General features: G+C 45.1%; 7 protein-coding genes and 2 tRNA genes. 8 read left to right on the top strand and 1 reads right to left on the bottom strand.

The genetic code is table 11. From position 1 onward, the window contains the following. The first annotated feature begins 21 nt into the window (after window positions 1–21). From H7198_RS00760 to H7198_RS00745, 4 genes are all read left to right on the top strand, one after another. Window positions 22–1,911 (top strand): M13-type metalloendopeptidase, encoded by a 1,890-nt coding sequence (locus tag H7198_RS00760; RefSeq protein WP_274457844.1) that lies wholly within the window; start codon window positions 22–24, stop codon window positions 1,909–1,911. A gap of 67 nt (window positions 1,912–1,978) precedes the next feature. After that, window positions 1,979–2,061 (top strand) — tRNA-Tyr (locus tag H7198_RS00755). A gap of 29 nt (window positions 2,062–2,090) precedes the next feature. Next, a tRNA-Gln gene (locus H7198_RS00750) sits at window positions 2,091–2,162 on the top strand. A gap of 227 nt (window positions 2,163–2,389) precedes the next feature. Continuing rightward, window positions 2,390–6,091, top strand: a complete 3,702-nt coding sequence (locus H7198_RS00745) for a mucin-binding protein (RefSeq protein WP_274457842.1) — start codon at window positions 2,390–2,392, stop codon at window positions 6,089–6,091. A 140-nt stretch (window positions 6,092–6,231) separates the two neighbouring features. Here H7198_RS00745 and H7198_RS00740 read toward each other — a convergent pair whose 3' ends face one another. Next, on the bottom strand, window positions 6,232–7,002 hold the full coding sequence (locus H7198_RS00740) for a (S)-acetoin forming diacetyl reductase (RefSeq protein ID WP_274457840.1): 771 nt from the start codon (window positions 7,000–7,002) through the stop codon (window positions 6,232–6,234). A 320-nt stretch (window positions 7,003–7,322) separates the two neighbouring features. Here H7198_RS00740 and H7198_RS00735 point away from each other — a divergent pair, with 320 nt between their 5' ends. The 4 genes from H7198_RS00735 (at window position 7,323) to H7198_RS00720 (ending at window position 13,374) form a co-directional block, all read left to right on the top strand. Next, a complete protein-coding gene (locus H7198_RS00735) occupies window positions 7,323–8,543 on the top strand; it encodes a phosphoglycerate kinase (protein WP_091503160.1) in 1,221 nt (406 codons plus the stop codon). Window positions 8,544–8,699: 156 nt separating this feature from the next. Then, window positions 8,700–11,072 carry an RNA polymerase recycling motor HelD gene (gene helD / locus H7198_RS00730; RefSeq protein ID WP_274457838.1) on the top strand — a complete coding sequence of 791 codons (2,373 nt, stop codon included), beginning with the start codon at window positions 8,700–8,702 and terminating at the stop codon, window positions 11,070–11,072. Further along, window positions 11,065–11,769 (top strand): type I pantothenate kinase, encoded by a 705-nt coding sequence (locus H7198_RS00725; protein ID WP_274457836.1) that lies wholly within the window; start codon window positions 11,065–11,067, stop codon window positions 11,767–11,769. The genes helD and H7198_RS00725 overlap by 8 nt, the downstream gene beginning before the upstream one ends. 102 nt (window positions 11,770–11,871) lie before the next feature. Then, window positions 11,872–13,374 (top strand): MDR family MFS transporter, encoded by a 1,503-nt coding sequence (locus H7198_RS00720; protein WP_274457834.1) that lies wholly within the window; start codon window positions 11,872–11,874, stop codon window positions 13,372–13,374.

Raw genomic sequence — 13,374 nt, 5'->3', positions numbered from 1 at the left:
GCGAGTCAAAAGGAGGCCTTCATGACAAAAACACGATACCAAGATGACTTTTACCAAGCGGTGAACGGTGAATGGATTGAGCAGGCGAAGATTCCAGCCGATCGACCTGTCACCGGTGGGTTCTACGACCTAGTGGAAGGCATCGAGAAGGAAGAACGCCGGGTACTTGCTGCTATTGAAGCAGGGGACGAGAAGACTCCGGCAGCCCTAGAAGAATTCGTTAAGATGCATCAGCTAACCAAGGATTGGGTTAAGCGTGCAGCAATTGAGAAGGTTGAAGTGAAGAAGTTCTTGCAGCCTTTGTTGGCCCTGCAGTCCTGGCAGGACTTGCAAGAAAAAGAGGCTAACTTGGTAAAAGACGGTTACACGACCGTTTTGGAAGCAACGATTAGTCCGGATTCAAAGAATACCAGTCGAAACGAACTCTGGCTGTCTAGCCCAGATTTGATTTTGCCTGATACGACTTCTTATGAGAATAAGGAACAAAAGGAAGCGCTTCTATCAACTTGGTCTAAGATGGTAACAGAGCTCTTAGATCATTTGGATTTGGCTGATGAAGGCGCTGAATGGGTTAATCAAGCCTTAGCCTTTGACCAACTCTTGGCTGACCGTGAGTCTTCTTCAGAAGAACTATCGGATTCTTGGAAGAACTACCACCCAATGACGGTTGATGAGGCCAATGCTAAGGTACCAGACGTGACTTTGGCAGAAACTTTGGCTGGCTTAGTTGGTGAAGTACCTGAAAAAGTCATCGTCTATGATGGTCCATTCTTCGAGAAGGCCAATGAAGTTTATACGGAAGAAAACTTTGCAATCGTAAAGGGCTGGATGATTATTCAAAACCTTTTGGAAGTTGCTGGCCTACTTGGTAATGATACTCGTGTATTGGCCGGCCAATATGGTCGTGCGCTTTCTGGGACAAAGGAGGCGGTTAAGCCAGAAAAGTCCGCTTTCCGTCAGGCCCGTGCCTTCTTCTCACAGGTAGTCGGAAAGTGGTATGGTGAAACATACTTTGGTCCAAAGGCCAAGGCCGATGTCGAAGAGATGGTTCAAGAGTTGATTAAGGTCTATGAAGGACGTTTTGATCAAATCGACTGGCTCTCAGACGAAACCCGGGCCAAGGCGAAGGTGAAGTTGGCTGCTCTCGCTGTTAAGGTGGGTTACCCAGAAAAGCTACCAGCCTATTTGGAGAATCGTCGGGTGGATGCAAGCGCCTCCCTTGTTGATAACGTCCAACGCTTTTCAAAGGAAGCAGTTGCTGAACACTTTGCCAAGTGGGGCAAGCAACCTGACAAGTCCCGTTGGGGAATGTCAGCCGACACGGTAAATGCTTACTATTCACCGGACTTCAACCAAATTGTTTTCCCAGCGGCCATTTTACAGGCGCCTTTTTATGATTTGAAACAGTCAGCTAGCCAAAACTTTGGTGGCATTGGAACCGTCATTGCCCACGAGATTACTCACGCCTTCGATACAAACGGTGCTCGCTACGATGAAAAGGGTAATTTGAAGGAATGGTGGACCAAAGAAGACTTTGCCCACTTCGAAGAAAAGACGGAAGCTGTTGTAAAAGCCTTTGATGGACTGGATTCAGCAGGTGCTAAAGTCAACGGACATCTCACCGTTTCAGAAAACGTGGCCGACCTCGGTGGGGTTTCAGCTGCCCTTGCTGCCACGAAGGCGAGCGGAGATGCTGATGTGAAGGCATTCTTTGAGAACTTTGCTACGCTCTGGCGTCATAAGGCGGAACCCAAGTACTTAGCATTGCTTGCGACGATTGACGTTCATGCACCCGCTAAGTTGCGTACGAACGTCACAGTGAAGAATTTTGACGACTTTGAAAAGGCCTTCGATGTGCAGGACGGGGACGGTATGTACTTGGCTCCAGAAAAGCGCATCCAAATTTGGTAAAAAAATTTAGTAAAAACCTTGTCAGACAACTTCATTCTTGTTAATATAGAGAAGTTGTTTAAGACATGGGAGTGTAGCGAAGTCTGGCTAAACGCGACGGACTGTAACTCCGTTCCTTCGGGTTCGTAGGTTCGAATCCTACCGCTCCCATTGCCTCGCTTCAGGCAAATTTGAAGCATTGCCCCTTGGCCAAGTGGTAAGGCAGAGGTTTTTGGTACCTCCATGCGCTGGTTCGATCCCAGCAGGGGCAATCAATGTTTAAGAAAAAAGCAGACCTTTGGGTCTGCTTTTTTTGTGTACTTTTTTAAATAATGTGATTTATTGTCATAAATCAGGTGTTGTATAAGTAATTTTGAAAATAAACTTGCAATTTAGAAGAAATATTATTGTAATAGTCCTGAAGAAAGAATGTATACAGTGTTCTTTAAAGGGTCTATGTTCTTACGTGAGACAGCATATTGATTGGAGGGGTTTCGTTATGATGTATAACCATCAACAATTTAGCAAAGAAAACGAAAAGAAAGTGCTCCGTAAAGTCAAAAAGAACTGGGTGGTCATGTCCGTGGCTTCCTTTGCCTTGATTGGAGGCTTAGCCTTTGCATCTGAAAATAATATGCTTGGGCAAGTTTCTGCTGATGATGACAGCCAAACTACTCAAGTCAGCACAAAGCAAAACTTTGCAAACCCAACAACTGTTTTACAAAATGGAAGCAATCGTTCAGCCACTGCTTTAACTAATCAGGTCGGAGCAGCTTCTTCCTATGAATATGCGAACCTAGCGAGCGATGGTTCGGTTCAAACTAATAAAATTTCTTGGCAACATAACGATGGTGACCAACTCGATACAGGAACAATGGACTATGCCCAAGGAAACGGTGGAAAGGCTTCAATCTCTTTCACTATTAATGGTGGTAAGACGCTGAAGGCTGGCGATACCATTCGTATTCCAGTGAAGACCAACTTGGCTAACCAACCAGGAACTCAGACCTTTGGTGTATCAAACTTGAACTCAATCATCAATGATGATGAGGCAAACCAAGGAATTTCAAAGTCTGTTTCGTATGACGGCTCAACGCAAGAAATTGTTATTCCACTTGACGGAAGTAACTTTAACGCTAACCAGACCCACCGTATTACGTTGAACTTTAATACGGCCGGGGGAATGGTATTCCCTAAGTCTGCAAGTAACGGTGCTGATCTATCATTCTCAGAAACGATTGCTGACCAAACTCATAACTACCACTGGGCAGCTAAACCAACGACACCGGACTTTAGTGAAAACAATACCCTTGGCGCCATGCAGGATTTGATTTCTAGTCAATCATCAGAGGGTGTTGAATTGCGTGCTACGCTCTTTAATTCAGATGGCAAACCATTTACTCAACCCGTTTTACTAAACGATGGTAAGGATTATATTCAAACAATTGATGTCAATGCAAGTACAACATCGAATGGTAAAGAAGTTCCAGTTGATATTACTCCTGATACTTTCAGTCACTATGTGACAGTTTCTCAGAATTTCGGACCAGCTACGGAATCAGCTGGATGGACTGATCAGGCGGCTAACAACTGGGGTGGTACGTCAAACGCTGGTGAACGAATTGCGAACTGGTTTAACCAGGATTCAAGCAATAGCGAAACACATGCCGAAAATAGTTATTCGATTATTAAAGTCTCAGATAGCCATTATAAAGTAATCATTAACTACGGTAAGCAACAGACATTGGCCTATAGTAAGGCAGACTTTGAGACGATTATTAAGTCCCAATATGCACACGTGTCTGATGCTGTTATTCAGGAGATGGAGACCCGATACAGTGATGGAAAGGGTAACGTTGTTATCCCATATTCTATCCAAGCAAGCATCCAGTTTAAAAACCCAAATAACAAGGACGGACAGGTTAAGTATTCTGCTAACTTCTCTGATAACAGGGGTGTTTCAGACAATAAACATTCATTTACTACCCCAATGAACGACAACACCACTGAGGGTGAAACAAAAGTACTTGTCCACTATCAAGACGAGCAAGGCAACCAGATTGCCGCCGATTCCAAGCAGCTCGGCTTTGAAAGGGATAAGAATACCTATTCAGCAAAGAGTGTTCAGTTAGATCACTACACCCTGGATACCTCTAAGTTGCCTGATGGTGCCACATCAACTGGTGATGGACAGTACGCAGTAAATGGCGACTTCAAGGCTAACTGGCAGAATGGCGTTTTGAACATTACCTACGTCTATAAGGCTGATCCTGCTTCTGCCGAAGTCCGCTACGTTCTTGATAAAGATGGTGATACCAATACAAACAATGATTGGGAACAGCTAGACGAGAAGAGAATCAATGGCTTCTATGGTGAAGCTTACCACACAACGGCGAATGATTATTCAGCTGATAACCGCTACTTAGTTGAAGTCATTAATGGTCCTGATGGTACTTTCAATGGAACTTCTGACCAGACAATTACCTATGTTTATGCAGAAAACCGTACGTTAACCGTTAACTACCTCGACCAGGATAACAACAATCAGAAGATTGACGGTGACAAGTACACCTATGTTAAAAAGGATGGACATTGCAATGCAACGGATCCATATCGTACAGCTACAACCCTGCAAGAACTAGAAAATAAGGGTTACGAACTAGTCAATGACCCATATCCAGCAGCAGGTTACACATACGGTTCTAATCTTAACCAAACCTATAACGTCGTCTTGAAGCACGCCCACAAGGACGTGACTGACACTAAGACGGTTACCCGTACAATTAACTATATTGATAAGGACAGCAGGCAATCAGTTGCTCCATCTGTAAAGCAGCCTGTTACCTTTACGCGGACCAACACGGTTGATGCGGTGACCGGAAAAGTCATCACAGCAGGCAATTGGACGCAGTCTGGTTCCTGGTCCGAGGTCACATCACCATCTGTTGATGGTTATAACGCGCCAGACAAGGCAAAGGTTGATGCTGAAAACGACCTAAACGCTGATACCTCGACAGATAAAACTGTGAACGTTGAATACAGTCACAAAACAAACGTCTCAACCGAAACCAAGACGATTACTCGTACGATTAAGTACGAAGACGCCACGGATGGGCATGAAATTCATGCTGAAGTAAACCAACCGGTGACCTTCACACGAACCAAGACGGTTGATGAGAAGACCGGCAACGCTACTTACAGTGACTGGACTCAGTCCGGTTCATGGTCAGAGGCGGATTCACCATCCATCGCTGGTTACGATGCCCCAGATAAAGCTAAGGTTGATGCTGTTAATGTAACAGCTGATATGTCTGATACTACTGAGGTTGTTAAGTACAACCAAAAGAAGGATGCCCAGACTGAAACGAAGGTTGTCACACGAACCATCAAGTATGTCGATAAAGTCGATCAGCATGAGATTCATGCCGAAGTCAACCAACCAATTACTTTCACTCGTACCGTTGTAAGGAATGAAGCAACCGGCGCTATTGAATCATATGGTCCTTGGACGCAAAGTGGTTCATGGGATGCCGTTCAATCACCTTCCATTGCTGGTTATACTGCCCCTGACCAGGCTACGGTAGCAGCTGATAGTAGCGTAACGGCGGATACGAAGGATGCTGAAGTAGTTGTTCAGTACGCTCACAGCACATCAGAAAAGACGGAGCAAAAGACCGTTACTCGTACCATCAAGTACGTTGATAAGAGTGATGGGCATGAAGTTGCTAAGACAGTGACGCAACCAGTTACCTTCAAAAAGACTGTAACGGTTGACGATGTAACCGGTGAAGTGACTAAGGATGGCACTTGGACACCAGATAATGGTTCCTGGTCTGAAGTAACCTCACCATCCGTTGACGGTTACGATGCCCCAGATAAGGCAAAAGTCGATGCGGAAACCGTAACGGCGGATACCAAGGATGAGAATGTTACTGTGACCTACCAAAAGAAGGCCTCAGCACCAGTAACGCCAAACACTCCAAATACGCCGAACACCCCAGATTCATCGAATACACCTAGTTCTTCAAATACGCCAAGCAGTTCCGATAACGGTAACTCAAGTTCTAACGCCCACTCTGCAGCAAGCAAGAATCATTCACTTCCTGCAACGGCAAAGCAGCTTGGACATTCTGTTAAGGGACTAGCACTCCTAGGACTAGGTTCCTTGGTAGTGGCACTTGGTTTGAAGAAAAAGGACTAAGTTAGTGACTTTTGAATAAGGTGATATTGGAAGATATTACCAATTGAAAAACCCCCAAGAAGATTTTCTTGGGGGTTTTCTTTTACAAAATAAAAAGTCATTGTAGAAAAAATGACTTTGGATAATGAGAGAACCTGATTTTATTGGAACTGCATTCCGCCATCAACAATCAAGGTTTGGCCAGTCACGTAGTTTGAGTCTGGGCCAGCCAAGAAGGAAACAACGGCTGAAATATCTTCTGGTTCGGCTAAGCGCTTCAAAGCGATATCCTTTGAGAACTGGGCCATTCCCCATTCGTCATCCTTACCGGCGTTAGCCCCGACCTTGTGGGCGATGTCAAACATCATTGGCGTCTTAACGATTCCAGGGGCAAAGGCGTTAACTGTGATACCTTCTTCTGCAAGATCGCGGGCCGTTACCTGGGTGATACCACGAACGGCAAACTTTGTACCACTGTAAAGGGCTAGGTTAGGGTTACCAACAACACCAGCTTGAGAGGTGGCGTTAATAATCTTTCCACCTTTACCAAACTTCTTGAAGTACTTGTGTGCAGCTTGAGTACCCCAAATGACACCTGCAGCGTTAACGTTGTATACCTTGTTAAACTGTTCAGGCGTGATGGTATCGATTGGTGTTGTAGGACCTAATCCGGCGTTATTTACCAAGACGTCAAGGCCACCCAACTTTTCAACCGCTTCATCAACGGCGGCAAAGAAGTTATCACGATCGGCAACGTTAATCTTAATGGCCAATGCTTCGCCATTGGCCTTATTTACTTCGTCAGCAACCTTCGTTGCTTCGTTAATGTTTAGGTCGGCAACGGCAACTGAAAAACCGTCTTTTGCCAATCGTTGTACGATTGCCTTACCAATCCCCTGAGCTCCACCTGTTACAAATGCTACTTTTGCCATTTTGCGGCCTCCATTTATTCTGCAGTCACATCCTTCATCTGTGAATATTGTAACTTGTTATAAGTCGAATAGATAGCCTTTTTAGCCACTTTGGGAAAGATTGCACAAAAGATGGAAAGGGATTGATTTTTTGATAAATTCAAAAAGTCGAATGGATTAGGAAGAAAGTAAAGACACCTCCGTTCAATAATCGATTTTTTACGGATGGGGATGCGACTTTTACAAGTAACAAAATGAACAAAATTAGCAGACTGGGCAGACATTTGCTAGTATTTGCTTTATAATTGGTCTTGTTAAGTAAAGAAATTTTGGAGGCAATCATGGCAAAATTAACTGTTCAAGATTTGAAGAATTTGGCCGGTAAGAAAGTATTGATGCGTGTGGACTTTAACGTCCCTATTAAGGATGGCGTAATTGGTAACGATAACCGTATCGTTGCTGCTTTGCCTACTATCAAGCACGTGATCAAGGAAAACGGCCGCGCCGTTTTGTTCTCACACTTGGGTCGTATTAAGACTGAAGATGACAAGAAGGAATTGTCATTGGCACCAGTTGCAAAGCGCTTGGGTGAATTGTTGGGACAAGAAGTCATCTTCGTTCCTGAAACACGTGGTGCTAAGTTGGAAGCCGCAATCAACGACCTCAAGGATGGTCAAGTATTGATGGTTGAAAACACACGTTTTGAAGACGTTAAGAACGGCGAATACGTGAAGTTGGAATCTGGTAACGACCCTGAATTGGGTAAGTACTGGGCTTCACTTGGTGATGACTTGTTCATCAACGATGCCTTCGGAACTGCTCACCGTTCACACGCTTCAAACGTTGGAATTGCTTCAAACGTTGACCAAGCCGCTGCAGGATACTTGATGGAAAAGGAAATCAAGTTCTTGGGTGACACAGTTGAAAACCCTAAGCGTCCATTCGTTGCAATCATCGGTGGTGCCAAGGTTTCTGACAAGATCGAAGTTGTTCAAGCTTTGTTGAAGAAGGCTGACAAGGTTATCATCGGTGGTGGAATGGCTTACACATTCGACGCTGCTAAGGGTAACAAGATTGGTAAGTCTTTGTTCGAAGCTGACAAGGTTGACTTGGCTAAGTCATTGATGGAAGAAGCCGGCGACCGTTTGGTATTGCCAATCGACGCGGTTGCTGCTGACAACTTTGCAAACGATGCCAAGACTGAAACAGTTGATTCAGCCGCTGGTATTCCTGATGGTTACATGGGCTTGGACATCGGTCCTAAGTCAGTTAAGCTTTTCCAAGACGTTTTGGCAGATGCTAAGACTGTTGTATGGAACGGCCCAATGGGTGTGTTCGAAATGCCTAACTTCGCCAAGGGAACTTTGGCCATCGGAAACGAATTGGTTAAGGTAACTGAAAACGGTGGAACAACAATCGTTGGTGGTGGTGATTCAACTGCTGCCGTTCAAGCCTTGGGTGTTGCTGACAAGTTGTCACACATCTCAACTGGTGGTGGAGCCTCATTGGAATACCTTGAAGGTAAGCCATTGCCTGGTATCACTTCATTGACTAACAAGTAAAATGATTTTTAAAAAGCTGACTTTGGTCGGCTTTTTTTGATGGGCATTCGTAATGGAAAAGTCTTTTTTTCTATTAAATTGTCATTTTTGCTGTCCTATCTTTCTAAATTGGATAGGCGTATAATGGATACAACGTAAATTTAGAAGAGGTGTACTGTGTCAAACGAGCAAAAAGTCCGCGAACAAGAATACCTAAATGCAACTTTAAAGAAGATTGATTTAGCGCAACTCGAAGCCGAAGCTGAGGTCAAGAAGTCTAACGGCTCTCTTTCCGATGTAGCCAAGGGCTGGGATGACGTCCGTGTGAAGACGTCAACCTACTCTGGTATCGTCGAAACAGCCATGTCAATTCGACAACAGCAGCAGGCGATTCAAGAACGTCAGTCCGCGAAGTCTCGCGCTGAAGACCGCTACAAGACTTTGGCAAAGCAGAAGGAAAAGCCTTACTTTGCCCGAATTGATTTCTTGGATAACGCGGAAGAGAACCGCGAAAAGGAGACCGTCTACATTGGACTGGCCTCTTTTGCTGATGACGGACACTTCTGGGTCTATGATTGGCGTACACCGGTTGCTTCTATTTACTATGATGGGGGTCTCGGCCATGTCGATTACATGACACCTGCTGGTAAGCAGACCGCAGACGTTGTGTTGAAACGCCAGTTCGAAATCGAGAAGGGTGTTATTGTGACGCTTTTTGATACGGAAGAAGCGATTGGGGATGCCATGCTGTTGAACGCCTTGTCAGGCGAATCAACAACGAAGATGAAGTCCATCGTGACGACCATTCAAAAGGAACAGAACAAAATCATCCGTAATACGGACGCTGATTTGCTCTTCGTTCAGGGTGCTGCAGGGTCTGGTAAGACGGCCGCTATCATGCAACGTGTGGCTTACTTGCTCTACCGCTACCGCGGTAAGTTGAACTCTGGCCAAGTGGTGATGTTCTCACCCAACCAGCTATTTAACGACTATGTTGATCAAGTTTTGCCGGAATTGGGTGAACAAAACCTTGTTCAATTAACCTTCTATCAATACGCTTCCCACCGCTTGCCTCGTTTTGAAGTGCAGACGCTGGAAGACCGTTTTGAAAAGAATAAAGAAAACGAAAAAATTGACCACTTGCTTGGTTCTTTGGATATGTTCAAGGCCGTTCAGTCCTATGCAAAGGACCTGAACCAGTCCGGTTTGAAGGTTCGTAACTTAAACTTCCGTGGCGAACCTTTGCTCAGCAAGGATAAGATTCGTAGCGTTTACTACCAATATAATGAAAACTACAAGCTTTCTCAGCGCTTGGAAGCAACACAAGAGAGTCTTTTGCGTTCCCTCCGCTCCCAGGTTGGCGTTCAAATGAAGTCCGACTGGGTCGAACTCGCCATCGAAAACTTGTCAAAGCAAGAGTATGACGAATTAGTTGGAGCCGGCCAGGTCCGCTTAGGGGATGACGAAATCAACGATGCTGGGGATATGACTCGTTTGCACCAGTTAGGTGAAGGACCAAAAGAACGGACCTTCTCTTCTGATGCTGCTGAACGTAAGTTCTTAGCCAAGAAGATTGCAACTCAAGCTTTGCGTCCACTTGCTAAGCGCATTCGCCGTGCTGGTTTCATTAACATTAATGCCCAGTTCGTCGACCTCTTGCGTCAACTACCAAAGTACTTGAATTTGGCTGACTATCAGATTAGTCAAACAGAGTGGGAAGACTACATTGAAGCGGTGATTGAAAAGGTTAAGAACCGTCAACTTTCTCTTTCGACGACAACAATCTACCTATATCTATACGATTTGATTACGGGAAAGCACGGGCAGCGTGAAATTCGCTACCTCTTTATCGATGAAATTCAGGATTACACGCCATTCCAGTTGGCCTTCTTGAAGTTCTCCTTCCCAAACGCCAAGTTCACTGTTCTTGGTGATTTGAACCAGGCCATCTTTACCCAGGATTGGGCCTCATCGCTTGAAGAAGACTTTGCCTCACTCTTTAATCCCGATAAAGTCGATTTTGTTGAACTGACGCAAACTTACCGTTCAACAAAGCAAATCACGGACTTCTCGAAGGGCTTGCTTCGTGATGGTAAGACGATTGAAGCCTTTAACCGAAATGGTGAATTACCAACAGTTAAGGTTACGAAGACGGAAGATGAAGCAGTTGCTGCCATTATTAAGCAGTTGCGACAAAACGCTGCCGATAATGAACAGACTGCCATTATCACGCAGACTTTGGCAGAAGCAAAGGCGCTGGCAGAGGCCTTGAAGAGTGAACAAATCACTCTAATCCGCTCTGAAAACCAGCGACTGGCACCGGGTGCCGTTATCCTACCATCATACCTGGCCAAAGGGCTGGAATTTGATGCGGTGATTGTTTGGCAGGCGGATGCTGCTCACTATAGTAGCGATGACGTACGCCGTTTGCTTTACACGGTTACTTCCCGTGCTATGCACCGACTCAGTTTGATTGGCTACGGCGCGATGTCACCAATGATTGAAGAACTGCCATCTTCCTTGTACACTTTGGAGGCTGACAATGCTTAATCAGTTAATTAGCCAAATTAAAAAAGCCCAGAACGGGTCTTTTTTTACGATTGGCCTAACCGGATCAGTGGCGGTTGGTAAGTCGACTTTGGCAGAGCGGTTAGCAGTCGGTTTGCGTGAGTCTGGTTTGAAAGTTGAAGTTCTATCGACAGATGCCTTCTTAAAGGATAATGCAACTCTTCATGAAGAAGGAATCTTCGATGAGAAGGGCTTTCCCAAGAGTTATGACCTAACGGCTTTAGAAGAATTCATTCGATTTTTTCAAGACGGAAAAGATGACCAAAAAGTTGCGGTTTATTCACAAACCCTCGCGGATATTGTTCCGTCAGAAAAAAAGAGGGTGAAGCGACCAGACGTCTTAATTCTAGAAGGGGTTGTCGCCCTGCAACTGCCAGAAGATCTCTTAAACAGTACGATTTTCTTAGAGGCGGACATGGCCCACGTGAAGGACTGGTACTTGGAGCGTAACTTACTTGCAACCGTAAAGTCTGCCAACCATCCTGATTCCTGGCGTGCACAATACGCCAAGTTACCCTTGATTGACTTTTACAACTTGGCCATGTCCATCTGGGAGAAGACCAATCAGAAAAATTACGATGATTATATTTATCCAAGTCAACAGTCCGCGGATTGGATTGTAGCCTTGGATTACTATCATCAGATTACAGAAATCAAAGTCGGGCCACGACAGGCTTAAGACTAGCTTAGCTCTTGTGCATAAAGTGCCTTTGTTGACTTTTGATTTTTTTAGCAGTAGTATACCTATCTGGATTATTTCTTAACAATTTTGGAGGAAGAAATGGCGAAAAATAAAGAAACAGCCGGGCAACCGGTAAATAAAATTGCCATGATGGCCTTGCTGATGATCGGGTCTTTTGTGATCATCTTGATGCAGACCTCATTGGGAACGGCCTTGCCAGCATTGATGACAGCCTTTGACGTTGATTCAGCCACCGTACAGTGGTTGACGACGATTTTCTTGATGGTGAACGGGATTATGATGCCCGTTTCAGCCTATTTAACAACACGAATTCCAACGAAGTACCTCTACTTGTCAGCCTTGGCTGTTTATATTGTAGGAACTTTCATGGCTTGGACAGCACCAACGTCTGAATTCTGGATGATGATGGTAGCCCGTGGCTTGCAAGCCGTTGCGGCTGGTATCGTTATGCCTTTGATGCAGGTTGTTGCATTGACACTTTTCTCAGAAGAATCACGAGGAAAGGCTATGGGTTCAATCGGTTTGGTTATCGGAATGGCACCAGCCATCGGACCTACTTTGACTGGTTGGATCTTGGATGGTAAGCACGAATTCCTTGGTATGAGCATCGGTGGGGACTGGCGTTCAATCTTTGCCATGGTTTTGCCACTTGCCGTCATCGTTTTCTTCCTTTCAATTTTCTACTTTAAGAACGTATTGGAAACGAAGCAGGTTACCCTGGACATTCGTTCATTGATTGAATCAACCCTTGGATTCGGTGCTTTGCTCTATGGTTTCGCCATGGTTTCAAACCACGGATGGGATTCATTTAGCTACGTTATCGCCCCAATCATTGTTGGTGCTTTGATTATTGCCGAATTCACTCGTCACCAGTTCCACATGGAAAAGCCATTCTTGGACATGAAGCTCTTCATGAACAAGCAGTTTGCTTTGACGACAACCCTTGTTTCATTGACTTTCATCGCCATGATTGGTGTCGAAATGGTTTTGCCTTCATACATGCAAATGGTACGCGGATTGTCAGCCCTTGATTCTGGTTTGACTTTGCTACCTGGTGCTATGATGATGGGATTGATCTCACCAATTGCCGGTTCTTTCTACGACAAAATTGGTGCTAAGCGCTTGGCCATCTTCGGATTCGCCTTGGTTGCCATGGCAACCTTGCCTTACTACTACTTGACTGCCGAAACGCCAACCATTTACATCACCGCTTTGTACATGGTTCGTATGGCCGGTGTTGCCTTCACGATGATGCCTTTGACATCTGCAGCCATGAGTGTCTTGCCTCGTACAGATACTGCTCAGGGTACTGCCGTGAACAACACGATTCGTCAGATTGCCGCTTCACTTGGAACGGCCATCTTGGCTTCTGTTATGCAATCAGTTGCAAACAATAACATGCCTAAGGCAGCCTTGAAGACGCAGGACCCATTGTCTTATGCTTCAAAGGCCATTGATGCTACCTTGGACGGTTTCCACATGTCATTCTTCGTGGCAGCCCTCTTTGCCATTGCGGCCTTGGCTTTGTCAGTCTTTATGATTAACGGTAAAGTCGTACGCAAGGAAGAAAAGGAGAACTAA

Origin of the sequence: Fructobacillus sp. CRL 2054 (genome assembly GCF_028764065.1) — a bacterium.
Classification (GTDB): domain Bacteria; phylum Bacillota; class Bacilli; order Lactobacillales; family Lactobacillaceae; genus Fructobacillus.
This window is presented reverse-complemented; position numbering and strand designations above follow the sequence as displayed.